At 67.6% G+C, this 24,321-nt stretch carries 21 protein-coding genes and 1 tRNA gene; 11 read left to right on the top strand and 11 right to left on the bottom strand.

The genetic code is table 11. From position 1 onward, the window contains the following. Window positions 1-48 precede the first annotated feature (48 nt). The 3 genes from AWC17_RS12165 (at window position 49) to AWC17_RS12155 (ending at window position 2,593) form a co-directional block, all read left to right on the top strand. Window positions 49-1,122 (top strand): class I SAM-dependent methyltransferase, encoded by a 1,074-nt coding sequence (locus tag AWC17_RS12165; protein ID WP_046184110.1) that lies wholly within the window; start codon window positions 49-51, stop codon window positions 1,120-1,122. Beyond that, entirely contained in the window at window positions 1,122-1,940 is an 819-nt protein-coding gene (locus AWC17_RS12160) for a serine hydrolase domain-containing protein (protein ID WP_046184109.1), read from the top strand. Before AWC17_RS12165 ends, AWC17_RS12160 begins: the two co-directional genes overlap by 1 nt. Window positions 1,941-2,080: 140 nt before the next feature. Beyond that, a complete protein-coding gene (locus AWC17_RS12155; RefSeq protein WP_046184108.1) occupies window positions 2,081-2,593 on the top strand; it encodes a DUF3145 domain-containing protein in 513 nt (170 codons plus the stop codon). A gap of 118 nt (window positions 2,594-2,711) precedes the next feature. On the opposite strand, the gene AWC17_RS12150 is transcribed toward AWC17_RS12155, so the two are convergent. Both AWC17_RS12150 and AWC17_RS12145 read right to left on the bottom strand, forming a co-directional pair. Then, window positions 2,712-3,620 (bottom strand): diacylglycerol kinase, encoded by a 909-nt coding sequence (locus AWC17_RS12150; protein WP_046184107.1) that lies wholly within the window; start codon window positions 3,618-3,620, stop codon window positions 2,712-2,714. Next, the gene (locus tag AWC17_RS12145) at window positions 3,617-5,197 is read right to left on the bottom strand and encodes an FAD-binding oxidoreductase (RefSeq protein WP_141224606.1); all 1,581 of its coding nucleotides are present in this window, start codon (window positions 5,195-5,197) and stop codon (window positions 3,617-3,619) included. Before AWC17_RS12145 ends, AWC17_RS12150 begins: the two co-directional genes overlap by 4 nt. A gap of 47 nt (window positions 5,198-5,244) precedes the next feature. On the opposite strand from AWC17_RS12145, the gene AWC17_RS12140 reads away from it, so the two are divergent. The 3 genes from AWC17_RS12140 (at window position 5,245) to AWC17_RS12130 (ending at window position 9,054) form a co-directional block, all read left to right on the top strand. Beyond that, window positions 5,245-5,820, top strand: coding sequence for a TetR/AcrR family transcriptional regulator (locus AWC17_RS12140; protein ID WP_046184105.1), 576 nt, complete (start codon window positions 5,245-5,247; stop codon window positions 5,818-5,820). Further along, window positions 5,817-7,361: a glycerol-3-phosphate dehydrogenase/oxidase gene (locus tag AWC17_RS12135; protein WP_046184104.1), complete on the top strand. Its 1,545-nt coding sequence runs from the start codon at window positions 5,817-5,819 to the stop codon at window positions 7,359-7,361. Before AWC17_RS12140 ends, AWC17_RS12135 begins: the two co-directional genes overlap by 4 nt. Before the next feature lie 139 nt (window positions 7,362-7,500). Next, window positions 7,501-9,054 carry an FAD-dependent monooxygenase gene (locus tag AWC17_RS12130; protein ID WP_046184103.1) on the top strand — a complete coding sequence of 518 codons (1,554 nt, stop codon included), beginning with the start codon at window positions 7,501-7,503 and terminating at the stop codon, window positions 9,052-9,054. 70 nt (window positions 9,055-9,124) lie between these two features. On the opposite strand, the gene AWC17_RS12125 is transcribed toward AWC17_RS12130, so the two are convergent. The 8 genes from AWC17_RS12125 to aceE form a co-directional block, all read right to left on the bottom strand. Next, complete coding sequence (locus AWC17_RS12125; RefSeq protein ID WP_046184102.1) at window positions 9,125-10,012, bottom strand: hypothetical protein; 888 nt, start codon at window positions 10,010-10,012, stop codon at window positions 9,125-9,127. Window positions 10,013-10,137: 125 nt separating this feature from the next. Then, on the bottom strand, window positions 10,138-11,559 hold the full coding sequence (locus AWC17_RS12120; protein ID WP_046184101.1) for an acyl-CoA carboxylase subunit beta: 1,422 nt from the start codon (window positions 11,557-11,559) through the stop codon (window positions 10,138-10,140). A gap of 47 nt (window positions 11,560-11,606) precedes the next feature. Beyond that, the gene (kasB, locus tag AWC17_RS12115; protein ID WP_046184100.1) at window positions 11,607-12,860 is read right to left on the bottom strand and encodes a 3-oxoacyl-ACP synthase KasB; all 1,254 of its coding nucleotides are present in this window, start codon (window positions 12,858-12,860) and stop codon (window positions 11,607-11,609) included. An 81-nt stretch (window positions 12,861-12,941) separates the two neighbouring features. Then, complete coding sequence (gene kasA, locus AWC17_RS12105; protein WP_046184099.1) at window positions 12,942-14,192, bottom strand: 3-oxoacyl-ACP synthase KasA; 1,251 nt, start codon at window positions 14,190-14,192, stop codon at window positions 12,942-12,944. Next, complete coding sequence (acpM, locus tag AWC17_RS12100) at window positions 14,189-14,533, bottom strand: meromycolate extension acyl carrier protein AcpM (protein ID WP_046184098.1); 345 nt, start codon at window positions 14,531-14,533, stop codon at window positions 14,189-14,191. Before acpM ends, kasA begins: the two co-directional genes overlap by 4 nt. Before the next feature lie 81 nt (window positions 14,534-14,614). Then, window positions 14,615-15,523: an ACP S-malonyltransferase gene (locus AWC17_RS12095; protein WP_047323081.1), complete on the bottom strand. Its 909-nt coding sequence runs from the start codon at window positions 15,521-15,523 to the stop codon at window positions 14,615-14,617. Window positions 15,524-15,663: 140 nt separating this feature from the next. Further along, the gene (locus AWC17_RS12090; protein WP_085164680.1) at window positions 15,664-16,977 is read right to left on the bottom strand and encodes a PucR family transcriptional regulator; all 1,314 of its coding nucleotides are present in this window, start codon (window positions 16,975-16,977) and stop codon (window positions 15,664-15,666) included. Window positions 16,978-17,131: 154 nt separating this feature from the next. After that, window positions 17,132-19,921 carry a pyruvate dehydrogenase (acetyl-transferring), homodimeric type gene (aceE, locus tag AWC17_RS12085; RefSeq protein ID WP_046185576.1) on the bottom strand — a complete coding sequence of 930 codons (2,790 nt, stop codon included), beginning with the start codon at window positions 19,919-19,921 and terminating at the stop codon, window positions 17,132-17,134. Window positions 19,922-20,106: 185 nt separating this feature from the next. On the opposite strand from aceE, the gene AWC17_RS12080 reads away from it, so the two are divergent. The 4 genes from AWC17_RS12080 (at window position 20,107) to AWC17_RS12065 (ending at window position 21,798) form a co-directional block, all read left to right on the top strand. Next, window positions 20,107-20,688: a hypothetical protein gene (locus AWC17_RS12080; RefSeq protein ID WP_046185577.1), complete on the top strand. Its 582-nt coding sequence runs from the start codon at window positions 20,107-20,109 to the stop codon at window positions 20,686-20,688. A gap of 104 nt (window positions 20,689-20,792) precedes the next feature. Beyond that, the gene (locus AWC17_RS12075; RefSeq protein WP_046185581.1) at window positions 20,793-21,215 is read left to right on the top strand and encodes a DUF3052 domain-containing protein; all 423 of its coding nucleotides are present in this window, start codon (window positions 20,793-20,795) and stop codon (window positions 21,213-21,215) included. After that, a complete protein-coding gene (locus tag AWC17_RS12070) occupies window positions 21,215-21,676 on the top strand; it encodes a peroxiredoxin (RefSeq protein ID WP_046185578.1) in 462 nt (153 codons plus the stop codon). Before AWC17_RS12075 ends, AWC17_RS12070 begins: the two co-directional genes overlap by 1 nt. Before the next feature lie 47 nt (window positions 21,677-21,723). Further along, window positions 21,724-21,798: transfer RNA gene (locus AWC17_RS12065), tRNA-Val, on the top strand. 24 nt (window positions 21,799-21,822) lie between these two features. Here AWC17_RS12065 and AWC17_RS12060 read toward each other — a convergent pair. Next, window positions 21,823-23,103, bottom strand: coding sequence for an NRAMP family divalent metal transporter (locus AWC17_RS12060; RefSeq protein ID WP_052742810.1), 1,281 nt, complete (start codon window positions 23,101-23,103; stop codon window positions 21,823-21,825). 99 nt (window positions 23,104-23,202) lie between these two features. Here AWC17_RS12060 and AWC17_RS12055 point away from each other — a divergent pair, with 99 nt between their 5' ends. After that, window positions 23,203-24,321, top strand: coding sequence for an epoxide hydrolase family protein (locus AWC17_RS12055; protein WP_046185582.1), 1,119 nt, complete (start codon window positions 23,203-23,205; stop codon window positions 24,319-24,321).

Genomic DNA, 24,321 nt, shown 5'->3' with positions numbered 1-24,321 from the left:
CTTCGCATCCGCCCGTCCACCCATGCGCCGGGTGTAGCGTCGCAGGGCGTGACGGCATCATCCGGGACCGCCTCCGAAACATCCGAGGAATTCAGCGAACGAATCGCCGCGGCCATCGACGGCGCCAGCCTGACGCTGCTGCTGAGCATCGGGCACCAGACCGGCCTGCTCGACACGATGGCCGGCCTGGCGCCGGCCACCAGCGCGCAGATCGCCGAAGCGGCCGGCCTCAACGAGCGCTACGTGCGGGAGTGGTTGGCCGGCATGACGACCGCGCGCGTCGTGGACTACGACGCCGACGCCGCCACCTACTCGCTGCCCGCGCACCGCGCCGGCGTGCTGACCCGTGCGGCCGGCCCCGACAACCTGGCCCTGGTGACCCTGTTCGTCCCGCTGCTCGCCGAAGTCGAACAGAAAATCATCGGCTGCTTCCGCGACGGCGGCGGGCTGCACTACAGCGAGTTCCCCCGCTTCCACGCGCTGATGGCCGAGCAGAGCGGTGTGGTGTACGACAACGCGCTCGTCGACACTGTGCTGCCACTGGTCGACGGCCTCGTCGAACGCCTGCGCTCCGGGGCCGACGTGGCGGACTTCGGCTGCGGCAGCGGCCACGCGATCAACGTGATGGCACGGGCGTTCCCGGCCAGCCAGTTCACCGGCATCGACTTCTCCGACGAGGCGATCGCCGTCGGCGCCCGCGAGGCGGCCGACCTCGGCCTGGCGAACGCGACCTTCGAAAGCCACAACCTGGCGCAGCTGGACAAGTCGGACGCCTACGACGTCATCACGGTGTTCGATGCCATCCACGACCAGGCCCAGCCGGCCCGGGTGCTGGAGAACATCCACCGCGCCCTGCGGCCCGGCGGCGTCCTGCTGATGGCCGACATCAAGGCATCGAGCCGGCTCGAGGACAACGTCGGCATTCCGATGAGCACCTACCTGTACACCACCTCGCTGATGCACTGCATGACGGTGTCGCTGGCGCTGGACGGCGCCGGGCTGGGCACCGCCTGGGGGACACAGCTGGCCACCGCGATGCTGGCCGACGCCGGGTTCGGCGACGTGCGGGTGGCGGAGATCGAGTCCGACCCGATCAACAACTACTACATCGCCTGGAAGTGATGGGGGCCCTCGACGCTCTAGCCGACTGGCCGGTCGAGGCCGCCGCCGCGGCGGTGATCGGACCCGACGGGGTGCTGACCAGCCACGGCGACACCAAGCGGGTGTTCGAGCTGGCATCGGTGACCAAGCCGCTGGTGGCCCGGGCCGTGCACGTCGCCGTCGAAGAGGGCGTCGTCGACCTGGAAACCGCCGCCGGACCGCCCGGAGCCACCATCCGGCACCTGCTGGCGCACGCGTCAGGCCTGGCCCTGCACAACGATCACGTGCTGGCCGCCCCCGCAACGCGGCGCATCTACTCCAACCACGGCTTCACCGTGCTGGCCCAGACCGTGGAGCGCGAATCGGGGATCGAATTCGGCCGCTACCTGGCCGAGGCGGTCTGCCAGCCCCTGGGCATGGCGGCCACCCGGCTGGACGGCGGCGCGCCGGCCGCCGGGTTCGGGGCGACGTCCACGGTGGCTGACCTGGCGGTATTCGCCGGGGACCTGCTGCGCCCGGCGACGGTCTCGGCCCAACTGCACACCGAGGCCACGACGGTGCAATTTCCCGGCCTGGACGGCGTGTTGCCGGGCTACGGCGTCCAGCGGCCCAACGACTGGGGGCTGGGTTTCGAGATCAGGGACGCGAAATCGCCGCACTGGACCGGCGCCCGCAACTCGCCGCGAACCTACGGCCATTTCGGCCAGGCAGGTGGTTTCATCTGGGCAGATCCCGAACGGGACCTTGCGCTGGTAGCCCTCACCAACCGCGATTTCGGGGAGTGGGCGCTGCAGCCGTGGCCGGCGATTTCCGACGCCGTGATAGCCGAATACAGCTGAAGGGAAATGCACACTAGCGCAACACGGGTATCACAGGGCACAATAGACACGCACGACACACAAAAAGTTAGACATCCTGCTTGCCAGGTCCCGCCAGGTCGTTGGGGAAGACGTCCCTCGCGGAACCGAAGGAGCAGGATATGCGTGCGTCGAATCAATTCGCCGACGTGACGACTGGCGTGGTGTACGTGCATGCCTCGCCGGCGGCGGTATGCCCGCATGTCGAGTGGGCGTTGTCGTCGACCCTTGGGTCGAAGGCCAACCTCACATGGACGCCGCAGCCGGCCATGCCCGGACAGCTGCGCGCGGTCACCAACTGGGTCGGGCCCGTGGGCACCGGCGCCCGGCTGGCCAACGCCCTGCGCTCTTGGTCGGTGCTGCGGTTCGAGGTCACCGAGGACCCCAGCCCCGGAGTCGACGGCCATCGGTTCAGCCACACCCCGCAGCTCGGCCTGTGGAGCGGCGCGATGAGCGCCAACGGCGACGTCATGGTCGGGGAAATGCGGCTGCGGGCGCTGATGGTGCACGGCGCCGACACCCTGGCCGCCGAGCTGGACACGGTCCTGGGAACGGCGTGGGACGACGCCCTCGAGGCGTACCGCGACGGCGGCGAGGTCGGCGAGGTGAGCTGGCTCAACCGGGGCGTCGGCTAGGCGCGTCGGCTATCGCACGGCCGCAACCCCACCGCCGTGTCCGCCTCTGGAGAGCAATGGGCGACGTCCAAATTTGATATCGCCCGCGATATCAAATTCGAAGAGCCGCTAATGGTCTTCAGCCCCGGCGCAGGATCCGGAGCGCGCGCGGAACCGCGGTGATCTCGGCGGGTAGCGCGCAGGCGAAGTCGCCGTCGGCGTAGACGTTGATACCGGGGCACTCGACGTGGACCGTTTGGGCGCGCGTCGTGCTCACGTCGTCGAGGTTGATGTGGGTGCCTTTCATCACGGTGGGGAACAGGCGGACCAGCTTCGTCCGCGACGCCGAGTGCACCATGGTGATGTCGAGTAGGCCGTCGGTGTGATCGGCATGGGGACAGATCAGCATGCCCCCGCCATAGCTGCGGGTGTTGCCGAAGGCCGCCAGCGTGATGTCGGCATCGATCTCTCGGGTCCCGTCCAGCACCATGCGAAACGGCAAGAGCCGCAGCTGCGATAGCTCGGCGAGCATCGCGAGGTAGTACCGCAGCCGCCCGTGCGGCCAGCTCATCCGGTTGGCCCGGTCGGTGACCAGGGAGTCGAATCCGGTGGCGGCCACCGTGCCGAACCACTTGGAAGCCCCGTCGCTGTCGCGTATCCGGCCCAGATCGATGGTTTCCGCAAAGCCGTCGACGATGATGTCCGCCGCGGCTTCCGGATCCTTTGTGGGGAGCCCGAATTCGCGGGCGTGGTCGTTACCAGTCCCCGCCGCCACGATGCCCAGCGGAACATCGGTGCCCGCGAGCACTTGCAGCGCGTTGGAGACGACGCCGTCACCGCCCGTCACCATCACCGCGTCGGCACCCTTCTCGAGCGCCGCGCTCACCAGGTATCGCGCGTCTTGCGCGTCGTCGCCGATGATTTCGACGACCTCCACTCCGCGGTGGTGCAGCCGCGCGATCGCGAGCTGTGCCGCCCGGATCGCCGCGCCGTGCCCCGACACGGGGTTGGTCAGCGCGATCACCTTCTGAATCTCGCACCGAGTCATGGAATCAGCTTGCCGGGGTTGAGGATTCCGCCGGGGTCCAGGGTCGCCTTGACCGCGCGCAGGACTTGCACCCCCAGCTCGCCCACCTCGTCCCGCATCCAGGGCCGGTGGTCGGCCCCGACCGCATGGTGGTGGGTGACGGTTCCGCCGGTGGCCATGATCGCGTCACACGCGGCCTTCTTCGCGGCCTTCCATTGTTCGAGCGGGTTGCCGCGCTGCCCGGCGACGACGGTGAAGTACAACGACGCGCCGGTGGGGTAGACGTGCGAGATGTGGCACATCACCAGCGCCGGTGTGCCGGTCTCGGCCAACGCATCGGTAAGCGCTTGCGTCACAGCGGCTTTGAGCGCCGGAATGTTGGACCAGTCGGTGGCGGTCTCGAGCGTCTCGCAGAGCGCGCCCGCGGACAGCAGCGAGTCGCGCAGATACGGCGCGCCGTACCGGCCACGCTCCCAGGCCCGCGCCGGCGCTTCGCCCAGCGACGTTGCGCCCCGCGCCGCCAGCAGAGCGCTGGTTTCGGCATGCCGGCTCTCGACGTGCTCCTTGGTGCCTTCGAACACGGTGATGCCCAGGCAGCCGCCGGTGATCTGGCTTTCGCCGATGGCCTCGGTGGTTGCCAGGTTGACCCCGGTCTCGGCCTCGTCGGAGAGCCGGATGACGGTGGGGCCGGTGGCAGTTTGGGTGACGGCGCGCAGGGCCGCGGCCCCGGTCTCGAAGTCGGGGAAGGACCAGGCTTCGTAGCGGACGGCTTCCGGGGACCGGTGCACGCGCAGCCGCACCCGGGTGATGACTCCGAAGGCGCCCTCGGAGCCGATCATCAGCTGGCGCAGGTCGGGGCCCGCGGCGGACTCAGGTGCGCGGCCCAGATCCATGGTGCCCACCGGGGTGACCGCGCGCAGTCCGCGGACCATGTCGTTGAACCGGCCGTAGCCGGCCGAGTCCTGTCCGGACGAGCGGGTCGCGGCGAAGCCGCCGATGGTCGCGTATTCGAAGCTCTGCGGAAAATGTCCGAGTGAAAATCCTTGGGCGCCAAGCAAACGCTCCGCGTCCGGCCCGGTGACGCCGGCCCCGAACTCGGCTTGGCCGGACACTTCGTCGAGCGAGATCAGTTGGTCGAAGCGGCGCAGATCGAGGGACACCACGGCGTCGAACTCGCCGCGGATGGGATCCAAACCGCCGACCACGCTGGTTCCGCCGCCGAACGGAACGACGGCGATGCGGTGCTCGGAGCAATAGCGCAGGACCGCGGCGACGGCCTCGTCATCGCCGGGCAGCAGGACGGCGTCGGGTGCGTCCTGCACCCCCGAGTCTTTGCGGCGGAGCAGGTCGATCGTGGACTTGCCGCCGGCGTGCAGCAAGCGATCCCGGTCGTCAGTGCGGCAGTACGCCGCGCCGACGATCTCGGCCAGCGCCTCGCGGTCCGCCTCCGACAATGCCGACGGGCGCAGGCGCACCTGATCGGGTTCGAGTTCGGCCGCGGCGGAATCCTCTACGCCCACGGCCTGTTTCAGCAGCGCCCGGATCCCCTCGGAGAGCGGCTTGGCCGCGGCGGGATCACCCCACGCGTTCCATTTCATCGGGGGGAGGAGGTCCTCGGGTTGCGTCATGCGTTACAGTATTACACATGCTGTCAATCAGTAACGCACGCGCTCAGGTGGACACGGGGGAGCGCATCCTCGCGGCAGCAGCCAGCTGTGTGGTCGATTTCGGGGTGGATCGCGTGACCCTGGCCGAAATCGCGCGACGGGCCGGCGTCAGCAGGCCCACGGTGTACCGGCGCTGGCCGGACACGCAATCGATCGTGGCGGCGCTGCTGACCCGACACGTCACCGAGGTGATGCGCGACGCGCCGCTGCTCGGTGATGACCGGGAATCGCTTGTGCAACAAATAGTTACGGTGGCCAACCTGCTGCGCCGGGACCGGCTCGTCATGTCGGTGCTGCACTCGGAGCTCGCGCCGATCTACATCACCGAACGCCTCGGCACCAGCCAGCACATGCTGATCGACGCCCTGGCCGCCCGGCTGCGAGCGGCCCAGCGCAACGGCAGCGTCCGCGCCGGCGACCCCGTCCAGATGGCGACCATGGTGTTGCTGATCGCCCAGTCGACGATTCAGTCGGCGCAGATCGTCGAACCGATCCTCGATGCCGACACGCTGGCCGGCGAACTCGCCTACTCGCTGAACGGATACCTGTCGTGATACCCGACCCCACCGCGCTGAACGCCGCCCGCCGCACGGCCGACCTGACGGCGCTCGCCGAGGGCGAGCCGTTGGACGTCCTCGTGATCGGCGGCGGCATCACCGGCGCCGGTATCGCCCTGGATGCGGCGTCGCGAGGGCTGCGGGTGGCGCTGGTGGAAAAGCACGACCTGGCCTTCGGCACCAGCCGCTGGAGTTCCAAACTGGTCCACGGTGGTCTGCGCTACCTGGCGAGCGGCAACGTGGGCATCGCGCGGCGCAGCGCCGTCGAACGCGGAATCCTGATGACCCGCAACGCCCCCCATCTCGTCCATGCGATGCCGCAACTGGTTCCGCTGCTTCCGTCCATGGGCCGGGGCAAACGCGCACTGGTGCGCGCCGGGTTCCTGGCCGGCGATGCGTTGCGCATGCTTGCGGGCACGCCGTCATCGACCTTGCCTCGGTCGCGCCGAATCGGGCCCGAGCGCGTCGTGCAGATGGCGCCCACCGTTCGGCGTGACGGCCTGGACGGGGGCCTGCTGGCCTACGACGGGCAGTTGATCGACGACGCCCGACTGGTCACCGCGGTCGCGCGCACCGCGGCGCAGCACGGCGCCCGGATCCTGACCTACGTGGCGGCGTCGCAGGCCACCGGCACCTCGGTGCGGTTGACCGACCGGCGCACGGGGGAGTCGTTCGACGTTTCGGCCGGTGCGGTCATCAACGCGGCCGGGGTGTGGGCGGCCGAGATCGACGGCCTGTTGCGGCTGCGGCCCAGCCGCGGCACCCATCTGGTGTTCGACTCCGGCGCGTTCGGCAATCCCACTGCGGCGCTGACGATTCCGATTCCGGGTGAGCTCAATCGGTTCGTGTTCGCCATGCCCGAGCAGCTGGGGCGGGTCTACCTGGGGCTGACCGACGAAGCCGCTCCCGGACCGATCCCGGACGTGCCCACCCCGTCTGCGGACGAGATCGCGTTCCTATTGGACACGGTCAACACCGCCCTGGGGGTCGCGCTCGGCCCGGCCGACGTCATCGGCGCCTACGCGGGACTACGGCCGCTGATCGACACCGGCGAGGGTCGCACCGCCGACGTCTCCCGCGAACACGCCGTGGTGGAGTCGGCGTCCGGGATCGTCAGCGTGATCGGCGGCAAGCTGACCGAATACCGCTACATGGCGCAAGACGTGCTGGATCGCGCCATCAGACTGCGGCACCTGCGTGCCGCGAAGTGCCAGACCCACGACCTGCCACTGATCGGGGCGCCCGCCAACCCCGGGGCGGCCGGCGCGGGTCCGGTCGCCGGGTTGCCGGTATCGCTGGTGCAGCGGTACGGGGCCGAGGCGGCCAAGGTCGTCGCCACCGCCACCTGCAAGCGCCCGACCGAGCCGGTCGCCGACGGCATCGACGTCACCCGGGCGGAGTTCGAGTACGCGATCACCCACGAGGGCGCGCTCGAAGTCTCCGACATCCTGGACCGGCGGACCCGCATCGGGTTGGTGGAGTCCGATCGCGCGCGGGTGGTGGCGGTGGCGGAGGAGTTCGTGTCGCGGTTCGGCTAGGGCGCCAGGCCGGCCTGCGCCTCGTCGTACGCGATGTTCATCGCCACCGCAGGGAGAGTCACGACCTCATCTTCCACCGCAGCGCCTTCTCTATGACTGTGACTGTAAATCGCTAATGACAGTAACTATCATTTAGTCTATGACGGCCACACGCGTTCCCGTACTCATCGTCGGCGCCGGCGCCGGCGGCCTCGCCACCTCCGCGCTGCTCGCCAAGCACGGGGTGCATTCGCTGCTGGTGGAGAAGCGGCGCGAGGTCTTCATCTATCCGAAAGCGCGCAATCTGAGCTTCCGCAGCTTGGAGATCCTGCGCGGGCTTGGTCTCAGCGATGAAGTACATGCGGTCGCCGACCATGTTTCGGCCATGCTGCTCAAGCCGGCGCTCAACTGCGCCGAGGAACAACTGGCCATCGACGTCAACGCAATCTTCGCGGGCCTTGACCAACTCAGCCCCGAGCCCGCAGCACAATACTGCCCGCAGAGCAGGCTCGAGCCCATCCTGCTCGCCGAAACGCGCCGACGGGGCAGCGAGGTGCGTTACGGGACGGAACTTTCGTCGCTCGAGCAGGACGGGGCGGGCGTCACCGCGGTGGTGCGCGACCGGGACACCGGGAAATCCGAGACCGTCCGTGCCGACTACCTGGTCGGCGCCGACGGCGTGCACAGCCCGATCCGAAACTGGTTGGACATCACCACCTCTGGTTATGGCGCGCTACCGATCTTCGTCGTCTTCATCTACTTCCGGGCGCCCTGGGCGAAGTTCGTCTCGCACCTGGCCGACGGCGATGCCGTGCAAGTCAAGAACGCTGACGTGGATGGCATCTTTCTGGTGGTCGAAGGCGAACTGGGGATGTTCATCACCATGTATTTCCCCGGCAAGGGCGAGTCGGCGGACCAGTTCACACCGCAACGGTGCCGCGAGGTGCTCACCAGCGCGATCGGCGAGCGGATCGACATCGACATCATCGAGGTTGCGGCCTGGCAGCCCTACGAGCAAGTGGCCAATCGATTCCGTTGTGGGCGAGCCTTTCTCGTCGGCGATTCGGCGCACACCATGCCGCCATTCAAGGCGGGGGGAGCCAACACCGCAATCCAGAGTGCGCACAATCTGGCCTGGAAGCTGGCCGCCGTTTTGGACGGGACCGCCGAACCGGCGCTGCTGGATACCTACCACGCCGAACGACACCCGGTGGGGCGGTTCGCGGCCCGGCAGTCGCTGACCGGCCCGACGCTTGCCGTGCTTCCGTTGAGCGAGGACCGCCCGCAATTGCCGGCCGACGAAGAGTGCTCGATGTTCGAACTGCTCATCGGATATCGCTACCGCTCGGCGGCCGTGGTGACCGACGAGCCCGCGACGGATCCGGGCGCGGTGCAGCTCGTGGGGGAGTTACGTGGTCAACCCGGCACCCGCGTTCCGCACGTGTGGGTGCGCGACGGTGTGTCGACGCTCGACCTGCTGGGCCCGGGATTCACCGTGCTCACCGGGGACGAGCGATGGTGTGCCGCCGCGCGTTCGGCGTCGGTGGCCGCGCACCGCATCCATAGCGACGAGTGGGCGGCAGTCACCGGACTCGCTCCCGAAGGCGCGCTGTTGGTCCGGCCGGACGATTTCGTCGGGTGGCGCGCCGACGTCCTTCCTGATGACCCGGAAGCCGCACTGCGCCGGGCGCTTTCGGCAACTCTCGGCCGCTGATTGCCGCGAGCAGACAGAAAATCGCACTGCCGAAGCGCCTGTGGTGCGATTGTGTGTCTGCTCGGCAGCGTTAGCCGGCCAACCGCGGGCGGTTCAGGTGCGTCGCGATACGGTCGGCGAGGCGGTCGGGTTCTCGTCGAACGTCATCGACGACGATAGGGACGATCGTCCACCCGAGCTCCTGGATCTTGGCCCACCGCGTTTTGTCGCGGAGCATTTCTTCGCGGCCCACATGCCACTCGATGCTCTCGTATTCTGCTGCCAAACGCATTTCCGGCCATGCGAAGTCGACCCGCCACAGCTCACCATCGCGTCCGACGATCGGATGCTGGAGCTCGGGAATCGGTAGTCCTCGGTCGATCATGACGAGCCGAGCCTCGCTTTCCATGGCTGATTCCGCACGGCCATCCGCGAAGGGCAGCAGTGCGCGCACCCCAACAATGCCTCGACGCCCTCGCTGCTCCGCGATGGCCCTACCAATCTCATTACGAGTGCACCGCATCGAGCGCAATGCCGCGTCAAGCGTCGCCAGTGCTCGCGGCCGGCGCAGTTGCCTTGCGACCTCCACCGCGGTCCATTCCGGTGCCGTCGCGAGACGACCCGTGATTCGTTGGAGCCGGGCACCGGTGCGTTGGTGAACCATCAAACCGACCGTAGGACGCATGCGTACACCAGGATCGAGCACGTGAATAGCGGTGGTGCTCTCCGTGTCGAACCCATACAAAGCCGCGGCGGTACCCAGGCAGGCCACCGCATGCTGATCCATGAAGACATCCAGTGCGGCCAAGCGCCCCAGGAGATTTGGCTGTGCGGCGCCGTAAACTCCATGCCACACGCGGACAAGCCCACCGCTTCGGACTTGAACGTCGAGCTGCTGACGAGTCATGACAGTCAGCAGTTGTGTGGTTGTCGCGAACCCGCCGGCTTCGTGCAAAAGCTTTAGCGCATCGGTGTGCACCGCGAAATCATGAGGGGATCGGATTCAAATCGACCAGTCACCCTGGGGATTAACCCACTGAGCAGACACAAAATCGCGCGGCGCGGGTACCGCGCGTGCGATTTTGTGTCTGCTCGCGCTAGAAATTACAGCGGGATGTTCTTGTGGCGACCGCGGCGAGCCGGCGCCTGGGCCAGCGCCTCGGTGAGCTTGCTACGGGTATGCGACGGGTCGATCTTCTCGTCGACCACGCCGATCTCGATGGCGCTGTCCACTCCACCGGCGATCTTCTCGTGCTCGGCGGCCAGCTCGTCGTGCAGCGCATCGCGCTCGTGATCGGCCGCGGCGGCCAGCTTCTTCTTGTGCAGAATGCCGACGGCGGCCTTCGCGCCCATCACCGCCACCTCGGCGTCCGGCCAGGCGTACACCTTGGTCGCGTTGAGCGACCGGGAGTTCATCGCAATGTAGGCCCCGCCGTAGGTCTTCCGGGTGACCAGCGTGACGCGCGGAACCGTGCACTCGCCGAACGCGTGCAGCAGCTTCGCGCCGCGGCGCACCACGCCGCCCCACTCCTGGTCGACGCCGGGCAGGTAGCCGGGCACGTCGACGACCACCACCAGCGGGATGCCGAACGCGTCGCAGAGGCGCACGAAACGTGCTGCCTTCTCGGCGCTTTCGGAGTTGAGGCAGCCACCCAGGCGCAACGGGTTGTTCGCCAGGACGCCGATCGTGCGACCGGACAGGCGGCCCAGGCCGATCACCATCGACGGCGCCCAGTTGGCCTGGAACTCGTCGAACGGGGTCTCGTCGTCCAGGATCGCGGTGACGATCGGGCGCACGTCGTAGGCCCGCCGCGCCGATTCCGGCAGCAGCGCGTGGATGTCGGTGTCACCGGCCTCGGCTTTGTTGCGGTCGAAATGCCCCTGCTGGCAGAACAACCCGACCAGGCGGCGGCCACGCTCGTAGGCGTCGAGCTCGTCGTCGGCGACGATGTGGCACACGCCGGACTTCTTGTGGTGGGTCTCCGGGCCGCCGAGGGACGCCATGTCCACGTCCTCGCCGGTGACGCTGCGCACGACGTCGGGCCCGGTGACGAACACCCGGCTCTCCGGCGCCATCACGATGACGTCGGTCAGCGCTGGGCCGTAGGCGGCGCCGCCGGCGGCGAAACCGACGACCACCGAGATCTGCGGGACGTATCCGGACGCGCGAATCATCGCCTCGAACACCGTCCCGACCGCGTGCAACGCCTTCACGCCTTCGGCCAGACGCGCGCCGCCGGAGTGCCAGATCCCCACGATCGGGCTCTGCTCCTCGATGGCGGTGTCGTAGGCGTTGACGATGTGCGCACAGCCCTCGACACCCATGGCGCCGCCCATCACGGTTCCGTCGGTGCAGAAGGCGATGGTGCGCATACCATTCACGGTGCCCGACGCAGAAAGCACACCCGAGCGGTCACGCTCGTGCAGCAGCTCGACGCTGCCCTCGTCGAAGAAGTTGCTCAGACGCAGCAACGGGTCCCTTGGGTCGAGCGACTCGCCGACCGACGCGGGGGCCATGATTGTCATCGCAGGTCTCCTGTTTCCGGGTGTGCTCTCTGGTGAGAGAGCGGGGGTCAGTACCGCCCGAAGGCGATCGCGACGTTGTGGCCGCCGAATCCGAACGAGTTGTTGATCGCGTACTGGTAGTTGCCCGGCCGCGGCTTGCCCGCCACCACGTCCAGATCGATCTCCGGGTCTAGGTTTTCGAGGTTCAGCGTCGGCGGCACGACCTGATCCCGCAGGGCGAGCACCGTCAGGATGGACTCGACCGCTCCCACCGCGCCGACCGAGTGACCCAGCGCGGCCTTGGGCGCGTAAACCGCCGGCTTGTTGCTACCCAATGCGTTGTTGATCGCCTTGCCCTCGGCGACGTCACCCACCGAAGTACCGGTGGCGTGGGCGTTCACGTGGTCGATATCGCCAGGAGTCAGGCCGGCCAGCTGAATCGCCCGGCTCATCGCATGCCCCGCCCGCAGACCGTTGGGGTCCGGCGCCACCATGTGGTACCCGTCCGAGGTGATGCTGGCCCCCATGATCCGGGCCAGGATGTTGGCCCCGCGGGCCTTGGCGTGCTCCTCGGTCTCGATCACCATGAGCGCCCCCGCCTCGCCGAACACGAAGCCGGTGCGGTCCCGGTCGAACGGGCGGCACGCGCCCGCCGGGTCGTCGTTCTTGGTCGACATCACGATGCGCATCTGGGCGAACGCCGCGATCGGCACCGCTTCGATCTTGGTCTCGACTCCACCGCAGATGGCGATGTCGGCCTCACCGAAGACGATGTTGCGCCAGGCCTGGGCGATACCCTCGGAACCGGACGCGCACGCCGACACGGGCGTGATCACGCCGGCCCTGGCGTGCCGTTCCAGGCCCACCGCCGCGGCGGCGCCGTTGGGCATGTACTTCTGGACCCCGAGCGGAGAGACCGCCTTCATGCCGCGGGTGCGCATGTCGTCGTAGCTGAAGACCATCTCCTCCGACGAGCCCAGGCCGGTGCCGATGGACACCAGCAAGCGGTCGGAGTCGACCTCGGGTGAGCCGGCGTTCTCCCAGACCCGCCGGCCCAAGATGGTGGACATCCGCTGCAGGTAACCCGTCCGCCGCAGCTCGACACGGGTCATCTGGCTGTCGAATTCCTCCAACAGGTGCCCGCCGATCTTCACCGGCAGGTCGAACTCCTCGACGAACGGATCTTCGAGCCTGCGGATACCACTTTGGCTGTCCAGCAACAACTTCCAGGTGGTGTCTGCATCAGTCGCCAGGGCGGTCGTCATGGCAATGCCAGTGACGACCACGTTCGGGAGCGTTTTCCCGGTAACCAGCTCTGTCATGGGTCTTGCGAACGTTCCTTTCGTACTTGTCCGGCTCCTCCTCGGGCCGCTTGCGGCCCGCATCGTCGTCGGACGCCGTGCTCAGTACCGCCCGAAGGCGAGCGCCACGTTGTGGCCACCGAATCCGAACGAGTTGTTGATGGCGTAACGGAAATCGCCGTAGCGAGGTTCGCCCGCGACAACATCAAGGTCGATCTCGGGATCTGGGGTTTCGTAATTAAGTGTTGGCGGTATCACGCCGTCCCGAAGGCTCAATACCGTGAGAACGGATTCCAGCGCGCCGACCGCGCCGATGGAGTGGCCCAGCGCCGACTTCGGTGCGTACACCGCCGCGTGCTCGCAGCCGGCGACCCGGATGGCGTTGGCCTCGGCCGTGTCGCCGATCGGTGTCGCCGTCCCGTGGGCGTTGACGTGGTCGATGTCCTTGGGGGACAGGCCCGCCAACTCGAGCGACCGTTGCATTGCGCGGCCGGCGCGTACGCCGTCCGCCGCCGGCGCGACCATGTGGAACGCGTCCGAGGTGATGCCAGCACCCATCAACCGGGCCAGCGGCTTGGCACCGCGGGCCTTGGCGTGCTCCTCGGTCTCGATGATCATCATGGCCCCGGCCTCGCCGAACACGAAGCCGTCGCGGTCCTTGTCGAACGGCCTCGACGCGCGCTCGGGCTCATCGTTGCGAGTGGACATGGCCCGCATCATGGAGAACGCCGCGATGGGCAGCGCCTCAATGAGTCCCTCGACACCGCCGCAGACGGCGAAGTCGGCGTCACCCATGACGATCTGCCGCCAGGCGTGGGCGATCGCTTCCGAGCCCGACGAACACGCCGAAACCGGGGTGATCACCCCGGCGCGCGCGCCGAGCTGCAGGCCCACCACCGCCGCGGCGCCGTTGGGCATGATCATCTGAACGGCGAGAGGCGACACCTTGCGGGGACCGCCCTCGTTCATCAGGTCGTAGGTCTCCACGATCCTTTCGGCGCCACCGAGCCCGGTGCCGACCACGACCGAGAACCGGTCGGGGTCGACCTCCGGGTTGCCGGCGGACTCCCACAGCTGAGTGCTCAGCAACTTGGCCAACCGTTGGACGTATGACATACGCCGCAAGTCGAGCCTGCTCATGTGCTCGTCGATGGACTCCTTGAGGTGACCACCGATCTTGACGGGCAGGTCCCACTTCGTGACGAACTCGTCTTCGAGTACGCGGATGCCGCTTTCGCCGGCCAACAAACCCTTCCACGTGCTCTCGATGTCCGGCGCGATCGATGTCGTCGCCGTGACGGCGGTTACCACAACACTGGGGTAACCACCATTGGCAGTGGAAGGCTTGCTCACTTGTCCGCTTCCAGCCTCGCCTTGACGTTGGCCACGGCGTCAGGGTTCTCCGACTCCAGCTTGGCGCGCAGCGCTGCGGCGGCCTCGGGGTCTTCTTCCTCGAGCTTCTGGATGTAGGAGACGACGTCACCGACGGTGCGCAGACCGGCGAGGTCCTCGTCGGGGATCTTCACGCCGTACTTGTCCTCGGTCTGCACGGCGATCTCAACCATCGACAGCGAGTCGATGTCCAGGTCGTCGACGAACGACTTCTCCGGGGTGACCTCGGACGGCTCGATACCGGTGACCTCTTCGATGATCTCCGCGATACCGGCAATGATTTCTTCTTGAGTGACGGCCACAGTGGCTTCCCTTCGTGATGTGTTGTGTGAATCGAACAGAGTGTTCTTATAGAGCGTTATGTGGTTGTACTGGATGCGTTTTCAGAGTTCGGCCAGTGCGTCCAGATCTGCGGGTGCCTTGACGGCGCGGGTCGTAACCCCCCGAAGTTCGCGTTTGGCGATGCCGGTGAGAGTGCCCGCAGGGGGGAACTCCACCGCCGCCGTGATTTCCCGGTCACGCATGGTCGCCGTGCACAGGTCCCAGCGCACCGGCTGGGTCAGCTGGGCGACCAGCGCGTCCATCGCCGCCGCCGCGGAGGCGACGGGCTGTCCGTCGCGGTTCGACAGCAGCGTGGCGGTGGGCTCGGCGGTCGCGACGGCGGCCGCCGCGGCGGCGTAGCGGTCGAGGGCCGGAGCCATGTACTTGGTGTGGAACGCCCCGGCCACGCCGAGGGCGCGGACGCGCGCCTTGGCCGGCGGGTCCTCGGCCAGCTTCTCCAGCGCCGTCAGCGGACCGGCGGCGACGATCTGGCCGGCGGCGTTGCGGTTGGCGGGGAACAGGTCGAGCTGCTCGAGACGGGTCAGCACCTCGGCCTCGTCACCGCCGAGCACCGCGGACATGCCGGTCGGCTCGATGGCGCACGCCTTGGCCATTTCGGCGCCGCGGGTGGCGGCCAGCGCGACGGCGTCATCGGCGGCCATCACACCGGCGATCGCGTAGGCCGCGATCTCGCCGACGGAGTGGCCCGCGACGATCAGTTCCGCGTCGGAGAGCAGGCCGCGCTTGGTGAGCTCCTGGTGGGCCAGCAGGGTGGCCGCGACGACCAGGGGCTGAGTGACCGCGGTATCGGTGATCTCTTCGGTCGACGCGGTGGTGCCCAGCCGGACGAGGTCGAGGCCGCTGGCCTTCGACCACAGGTCGAGCTGGTCCGCGGCACCCGGCAGGTCGAGCCACGGCGAGAGCATCCCCTCGGTCTGCGAACCCTGTCCGGGCGCAAGCAATGCAATCACGTGTTTAAGAGAACACTGTGGAAACGGTTTTGGCGGGTGTAACAGAATATGAACCTCGTCTTAGGTTTTTGTGCAGTCTCCACAAAATAGCTCCGTAAGCTACATGTTCGATACCGTGCCGCGATCTGTTGCCTGGATCACTATCGCTCGGATTGACCCGCGATAGCCGCCCTGACCGGTGGCATCGCGTTGGCGGCGACCCCAGCGGGAGCGGTGGGGTAGTTGAGCTGGCCGACGGTCGCGGCCACTCGCAGCACATATGCGTCGCGGGGCTGGGTGGGATCGCGTCCGGTGAAGTCGGTGATCCGCTTGAGCCGGTAGCGCACCGTGTTTGGATGAACGAACAACTTTCTGGCACATGCCTCAATGGCGCCGCCACAATCCAGGTAAGCGTCGAGAGTCTCGATGAGCGTTGGCCCCGCGTCGGCCAACGGCCCCATGACGTCGGTGTGCAACGCCACGATCGCCGAGGCGTCTCCCATCAGGGCGCGTTCGGGCAGCAGTTCTCGGGCCTGCACGGGCCGCGGAGCCCCACGCCAGCCACCGACGGCGTTCATCCCGGAAATCGCCTCGCTGGCGCTGTGGTAGGCCGCGGTCAGCATGGGCGCCGTGGGCCCGATGACCACCGGGTCGTCGGAGAATGCGTGCAGCAAGTCGCCGAGGAATTTGTCGGTAGGCGACAGTTGGCCGGAAACGATAGCGACCAGCCAGGTGCCGTGCACGTCGGTGAGGGCCGCGCGGCCGTGGCGGGCGGCGATGTCGCGCACGCGCTGACTGGCCCGTTGGTCGTCGCCCGGCCCGCTCGACCCGTCGGGGCCGGGCGCGGGGACTCCGACCACGACGGTCGCCGGTGCGGTGGTGTCCCAGTTCAGCGCCGCGGCCCGGGACAACAGCTCGGGGCCGGTGTCGCCGCGGACCACCGCGTCGACGACGCTGGCCTCCATCCGGCTGTCCCAGGTGCCGCGCGCCTCGGCCGCGTTCGCGTAGGCCGAGGCGGAGGTGAACGCCAGGTCGCGGCTGTACTTCAAGACACCCACGGTCAGGGCGGTCAACTGCTCCTCGGAGCGGGCCACCAGCGGCAGCACTTCCTCGAAGAACTCCATGGTGACGCGCACCATGTCCACGCTGTGCCGCAACGCGATCCGTCGGGCCAGGTCCTGGGGCACCAGCTCGAAGGCCTGCGCCGTGTAGCTGACGTTGCTGTGTGGGTCCTGCATCCACTCGACGAAGTTGTTGATGGCCGTCTGCACCACCAACGCCACGCTGGCGCGCTGCGACGCTTCCAGGTCGGCGAAGAACGGCAACCGGTCCTGCATGACCGAGACCGCTTCGGTGGCCAGCCGGCCGGAGTACTGCTTCAGCCGGCGCAGCACGGAATCCGGCACGGTGTCCAGCAGTTGGAGCGGAGACCGGGGCTGCTTGGCGAATGGGCCGGCGAACGGGTTGTCACTCACCCCTAAAACCTACGCCACATTTTGGAAGTATCTGCCAAAGGTGTGGGTGGTTTCGCGTTCTGGGAGGCACCTCGACACGCGAGCGTGAAGCTAGCTGCACGCTCGGCGCCCAACGTGAAGTTAGCTTCACGCTCGGCGAGCGGGCGGGGTGGCTTTAGGCCACCCCGGGGTCGGACGTCTGCTCGGGCGCGGCCTGCACGTCGTCGATCTTGTACTGGCGGGCCGCCGCGACCGGCACCGAGGGGTCGATCTCACCGTCGCGCGCCAACGCTTCCAGCACCGCGACCACCTGCGACTCGGCGTCGGTGTTGAAGTAGCGCCGCGCGGCGGGCCGGGTGTCCGAAAAGCCGAAGCCGTCGGTGCCCAGGGTGACGAAGGTGCCGGGCACCCAAGGCCGGATCTGCTCGGGGACGGCCCGCATCCAGTCGGATACGGCGATAACCGGGCCGCTGGCGTTCGCCAGGGCCTGGGTCACGTAGGCGGTGCCGGCCGGCCGGTCGGGGTGGCGCAGCTTCGCCTTTTCGACGGATACGCCGTCGCGGTTCAGCTCGCCCCAGCTGGTCACCGACCACACGTCGGCGGCGACGTCCCACTCGGCGGCCAGCATCTCGGCCGCCTGCAGCGCCGAGGGCATCGCCACCCCGGAGGCCAGGATCTGCGCCTTGCTCGCGCGCTGTTCGGTGGCGGCGCGGTAGCGGTAGAGGCCACGCAGCACGCCCTCGGGATCGAAGTTCTCGGGCTCCGGGGGCTGCACGTACGGCTCGTTGTAGATGGTGATGTAGAAGTACACGTTCTCGGGGTCGTCCCCGAACATCCGCGCCAGCCCGCTTTCCACGATGTAGGCGATCTCGTACGCGAACGCCGGGTCGTAGGCGACCACCGCCGGATTGGTGCTGGCCAGCAGCAGCGAGTGGCCGTCGGCGTGCTGCAGACCCTCGCCGGTCAGCGTGGTGCGCCCCGCGGTGGCCCCGAGCAGGAAGCCGCGGGCCATCTGGTCGGCGGCAGCCCACAGGCCGTCACCGGTGCGCTGGAAGCCGAACATCGAATAGAAGATGTAGATCGGGATCATCGGCTCGTTGTGCGTCGCATACGACGTGCCGGCCGCGATGAACGAGCCTACCGAGCCCGCCTCGTTGATGCCCTCGTGCAGGATGTGTCCGCTTTCGCTTTCCTTGTAGGCCAGCATCAGGTCGGCGTCGACGGCGGTGTACAGCTGGCCCAGGCGGTTGTAGATCTTCAGCGACGGGAACCACGAGTCCATGCCGAACGTGCGCGCCTCGTCGGGAATGATCGGCACGATGCGAGGACCGATCTCCTTGTCGCGCAACACTTCCTTGAAGGTACGCACGGTCGCCATGGTGGTGGCGACCTCCTGGGTGCCCGATCCCTTCTTCAGCGCGGCGTAGATGTCGCGGCCGGGGAGCTTGAGCGCCTTGGCCTTGGTGCGGCGCTCGGGCAGGAAGCCCCCAAGGGTGCGGCGCCGGTCGAGCAGGTACCGGATCTCCGGGGCGTCGGGGCCGGGGTGGTAGTAGGGCGGGAGGTAGGGATCCTCGTCCAGCTGCGCGTCGCTGATCGGAATCCGCATGGAGTCTCGGAACCACTTAAGGTCTTCCAGTGCAAGCTTTTTCATCTGATGGGTGGCGTTGCGGCCCTGGAAGTGTGCGCCCAGCGAGTAGCCCTTGATGGTCTTGGCCAGGATCACCGTCGGCTGTCCCTTGTGGTCGACGGCGGCGCGGTAGGCGGCGTACACCTTGCGGTAGTCATGGCCCCCACGCTTGAGGTTCCAGATCTCGGAATCGGTCATGTGCTCAACCAGCGCCTTGGTGCGCGGGTCGCGGCCGAAGAAATGCTCGCGTACGTAACCGCCGTCTCTGGACTTGTAGGTCTGGTAGTCGCCGTCGGGGGTGACGTTCATCAGGTTGACCAGCGCGCCGTCGCGGTCGGCGTGCAGCAGCGTGTCCCACTCGCGGCCCCAGACCACCTTGATGACGTTCCAGCCGGCTCCGCGGAAGAACGACTCCAGCTCCTGGATGATCTTGCCGTTGCCGCGCACCGGGCCGTCGAGGCGCTGCAGGTTGCAGTTGACCACGAAGGTCAGGTTGTCCAGCCCCTCGAGCGCCCCGACGTGCGCCAGCCCGCGGCTCTCCGGCTCATCCATCTCGCCGTCGCCCAAAAAGCACCACACGTGCTGATCGGAGGTGTCCTTGATACCGCGGTCGTGCAGGTAGTGGTTGAACCGCGCCTGGTAGATGGCGTTGAGCGGGCCCAGGCCCATCGACACCGTGGGGAACTCCCAGAAGTCGGGCATCAGCCGTGGGTGCGGGTAGGAGGGCAACCCGCCGCCGGGGTGGCTGTGTTCCTGGCGGAAGCCGTCGAGCCGGTCCTGGCTGAGCCGGCCTTCGAGGAAGGCGCGCGCATAAATCCCCGGGGACGCGTGGCCCTGGATGAAAATCTGGTCGCCGCCGCCGGGGTGCGATTTGCCGCGGAAGAAGTGGTTGAAGCCGACTTCATACAGCGCCGCCGACGAGGCGTAGGTCGAAATGTGGCCGCCCACGCCGACTCCGGGGCGCTGGGCGCGGTGCACCATGATCGCGGCGTTCCATCGGATCCACGCCCGGAAGCGCCGTTCGACGTCCTCGTCGCCGGGGAACCACGGCTCCAGTTCGGTCGGGATCGTGTTGACGTAATCGGTTGACGTGAGCGACGGAATGGCGACGCGCTGCTCGCCGGCCCGTTCCAGCAGTCGCAGCATCAGATACCGCGCCCGCGCCGGCCCGGAGCGCTCCAGCAGTTCGTCGAACGACTCCAGCCACTCCGAGGTTTCTTCGGGGTCGATGTCGGGCAGGTACGACGCGACGCCCTCGCGGATCACCCGAACGCGGTCGGGTTCGGTTGCGCTGCTAGGGGTTTTGGCCAGATCGTGGCGTGCGAACTCGGTTGTCAACGCACTGCTCCTGTAGTTGGCGGGGCTTGTGCCCTCGGGGTGCTGTGCACCGTCTCCCTCTATCGTGCCGCACCGGCGTTTCGCGGGGCTAGCCGACGTCGGGTAGCCGGCGCGGGTTCACCTGGCGGACACGAACTCGTGCGTAGCGGGACGATCGGGAAAGCCACCCGGTAACGTCAGGAGCCGTGCTCATCGGATGGCGTGCCGTCCTTGCGGGGAGCTTCCCCAGGCGAGGCGCTCTGGCGCTCGGATGTATCGCGGCGACGCTGATGGGGATCGTGGGGTGTACCACCGTCACCAACGGCACGGCCACACCCGACACCCAGGTGGCCCCCGCCTATCGGCAGTCGGTGTCCGCATCGGTTTCGGCATCGTCGGCGACGTCGCGGGTCCGCGAGTCCCAGCGGCAGCAATCGCTGACCACCCGCGCGGTGCGCACCTCGTGCGACACGCTGGCCACCTCGAGCAAGGACGCGATCGACAAGGTGAACATCTTCGTCGGCGCGTTCAACGCGGGCCGGGGTACCGGCCCCACGGAGGGCCCGGCCATCGACGCGCTCAACAACAGCGCCGACACGGTGGGCAACAGCTTCAGCGATGCGCTGTCCCAGCAGCTGAAGGACGCGTTCAACACGTACATCGATGCGGCCCGCGGGGTGGCCAACGCTATCGGCACCCACGCGGCGACGGGGGAATTCAATCGGCGGGTGGACCGGCTCAACGACGCCAAGACGAAGGCGCTGAAACTCTGCCTGTCATCCTTCTGAGGCGCCTCGTGAGGCGCAGTGACGATCCGGTTGCGGCTGTGCGACGATAATCCCCATCGCACAGCGCGAAGATAGCTTGCGGAGAGATGCAAGGAGGCTCCACGGTGGTCGCGGCGGATCACGCCCCGAGCTACGCTCGCAAATTGGGCATCCAACGAGGCCAAGTTGTCCAGGAATGGGGCTGGGACGAGGACACCGACGACGAAATCCGCGCTGACGTCGAGGATGTGTGCGGCGGTGAGTTGCTCGATGAGGACACCGACGAGGTGGTCGACGTCGTGCTGCTGTGGTGGCGCGACGGGGACGGCGATCTGGTGGACACCCTGATGGACGCGATCGGCCCGCTGGCCGAAGACGGCGTGATCTGGGTGCTGACGCCCAAGACCGGCAAGCCCGGCCACGTGCTGCCGGCCGAGATCGCCGAGGCGGCGCCCACCGCCGGCCTGATGCCGACCTCGTCGGTCAACCTGGGTGACTGGAGCGCCAGCCGACTGGTGCAGCCGAAGTCGCGAACCGGGAAGCGTTGATGCTGCCCGTTGGCGCCACCGCCCCGGACTTCACACTGCGCGACCAGAATCAACAGCGTGTCACCCTGAGCGCCTACCGCGGCGCGAAGAACGTCCTGTTGGTGTTCTTCCCGCTGGCCTTCACCGGCATCTGCCAGGGCGAGCTGGACCAGTTGCGCGATCACCTGCCCGATTACGAAAACGACGACAGCGCGACGCTGGCCATCTCGGTGGGGCCACCGCCCACGCACCGGATCTGGTCGCTGGAGAGCGGGTTCACCTTCCCGGTGTTGTCGGATTTCTGGCCGCACGGCGAGGTCAGCCAGGCCTACGGCGTGTTCAACGACGAGGCCGGCTATCCCAACCGCGGCACGTTCGTCATCGACCGCTCGGGCGTCATCCGGTTCGCGGAGATGAAACAACCCGGCGAATCTCGCAACCAGCGGCTGTGGACCGACGCGCTGGCGGCTTTGCGGGACTGAAAGTTTTGGGTACTTGGGCGTTGTGCGTGTAGCCTGCCCGGGGCACGGGGCGCGTAGCTCAGTGGTAGAGCTCTGGTTTTACACACCAGCGGTCGGCGGTTCGATACCGTCCGCGCCCACCATCGCACTCGTCGGCTTCCATCCGCTCACGGGCCGATGATCAGCGACCCGATCAAAGCCAGGGCGCACACGCCCATGATCGCGACGATCGCCCATCCCATGATGTTGGCGAACCAATTGTTGGTGTGCCGGCCCATGATCGCCCGGTTGTTGCCGACCAGCGTGATCATCGCCATCAAGGGCGGGGCAAGCACGCCATTGACCGCGGCGGCGTAGTAGAGCATCCGAAACGGGGGGATTCCGATGAAGTTCAGTCCCACTCCCACGAGAGTGGCCAGGGCGATCACCATGTAGAAGGCTCGCGCCTCGCGGAATGTGTAGCCCAGGCCGGCTTTCCAGCCCAGAGCCTCCGATAGCGCGTAGGAGGCCGAGCCGCTCAGCGTGGGCACGGCCAGAAAGCCGACGCCGATGATCCCGATCGCGAACAGTAGATAGGTCAAGTCGCCGGCCAGCGGCCGCAGAGCCAGTGCCGCCTGCTCGGGGGTGTCCACCGATAGCACGCCCGCGGGGTGCAGTACGGATGCGCACGTCAAGATGATGAAGAACTGCACGATATTGGAGAAGCCCATCCCGATGGCGGTGTCGGCGCGCATGTCGCGGATGTCGGTTCCGTGAACGACCGGCACGCCCTTGCCGTAGAACTGCATCCGGCCGCGGGCGAAATCCTCCTCGGCCTCCTGGTCAGCCTCCCAGAAGAAGCAGTAGGGCGTGATCGTGGTCCCGAGCACCGCCACGATGTTCAGCGCGTAGTCGCGCGACCATTCGACATGCGGGGTGAACGCGCTGACCGCCACCGTGGGCCACCAGGGATGGTGGACGACAAACGCTGCCACGACGTAGGCCAACAGGGTCAGGCACGCGTACTTGAGGAACCGCGCGTAAGCCGGGTAGGGCACCGAAATCTGCAGCGCAAGCGAAATCCCGACGGTCACCGCCAACCATGCCAACAACGGCGCGTGAATGAGCAACTGACCCGTTGCCGCCATCGCGCCGAGGTCGGCCCCGACATTGACGGTGTTGGCGATCAAAAGCAGCGACACGGCCACGTAGAGCACCCGGCGCGAATAGTGCTCGCGCAGCACCGCCGCCAGGCCGCGGCCAGTGACCATGCCGATCCGTCCGCAAATCTCTTGGATCGCACCCATGAACGGGTAGGTCCAGGCGGCCACCCACAGCTGGGCATAGCCAAACTGGGCACCAGTTTGGCTGTAGGTCTGGATGCCCGACGGGTCATCGTCAGACGAGCCGGTGACGAACCCCGGTCCCAGAATGTGCCAGCCGGCCGCGGCGCGGGCACGAAGGGACACGCCCCGAATGATGACACATGGCTCACCGCTGGCCCGCTTTCGCGGCTATTTGTGGCTCGCCCGCGGTGTGGCAACCTCAGGGGGGTGAATGGTGAATCCGTGGAACCGTTTCGCATCGACGTTCCCGAGGACGTCCTCGAAGATCTGCGATCCCGTCTGGCGCGCACGCGCTGGCCGGAAGCCGAATGCGTGGACGACTGGAGCCAGGGCATGCCGCTGGCCTACACCCGCGACCTGGCCGGCTATTGGGCCGAGGAATACGACTGGCGGTTGCGCGAGGACGCGCTCAACCGCTTCGACCAGTTCATCACCGAGATCGACGGGCTGGACATTCATTTCATCCACCAGCGGTCGCCGCATGACGACGCGTTCCCGGTGCTGATCACCCACGGCTGGCCCGGCTCGATTGTGGAGTTCCACAAGGTGATCGAGCCGCTGACCAACCCGGCGTCCGGGCGCGCTGAGGACGCCTTCCACGTGATCTGCCCGTCGCTGCCGGGGTATGGGTTCTCCGGTAAACCCACGCGTACGGGCTGGGGCGTGGAGAGGATCGCCGAGGCCTGGGAGGCGCTGATGCTGCGCCTGGGCTACGACCGCTACGGCGCCCAGGGCGGCGACTGGGGCGCCGCCGTGACCACGCAGATCGGCCGAAACGGGGGGCACTGCGCGGCCATCCACCTCAACATGCCGATCGGGCGGCCCACGCCGGAGTCCCTGAAGAATCCGACGGAATCCGAGCAGCGGGCGCTGGCCGCGCTGGCCGATCACCGGAAGTGGGGCACCGGCTATTCCAAGCAGCAGTCCACCCGGCCGCAGACGCTGGGCTACGGGCTGGCCGATTCGCCGGTGGGGCAATTGGCGTGGATCGTCGAGAAGTTTTGGGCGTGGGCCGATTGCGACGGCCATCCGGAAAACGTGTTCACCCGGGACGAGCTGCTCGACAACGTCATGGTCTATTGGGTGACCGACACCGGCGCGTCCTCAGCCCGCCTGTACTGGGAGAGCTTCAGGGTCTGGGGGCAGATGGACCGCGTCGAATTACCCACGGGCGTCGCGGCTTTCCCCGGCGAGGTCCTGGGTGCCCCGCGGTCGTGGTGCGAGCCGGTTTACAACATCACCCACTGGACAGCCATGGAACGCGGCGGACACTTCGCCGCGTTCGAGCAACCGGACCTGTTCGTCGACGACGTCCGCGCGTTCTTCGCGACGGTGCGGTAG

Source organism: Mycobacterium nebraskense, from assembly GCF_002102255.1.
Classification (GTDB): Bacteria; Actinomycetota; Actinomycetes; order Mycobacteriales; family Mycobacteriaceae; genus Mycobacterium; species Mycobacterium nebraskense.
The sequence above is the reverse complement of the archived record's forward strand: the minus strand, read 5'-3'. Positions and strand labels throughout refer to the sequence as shown.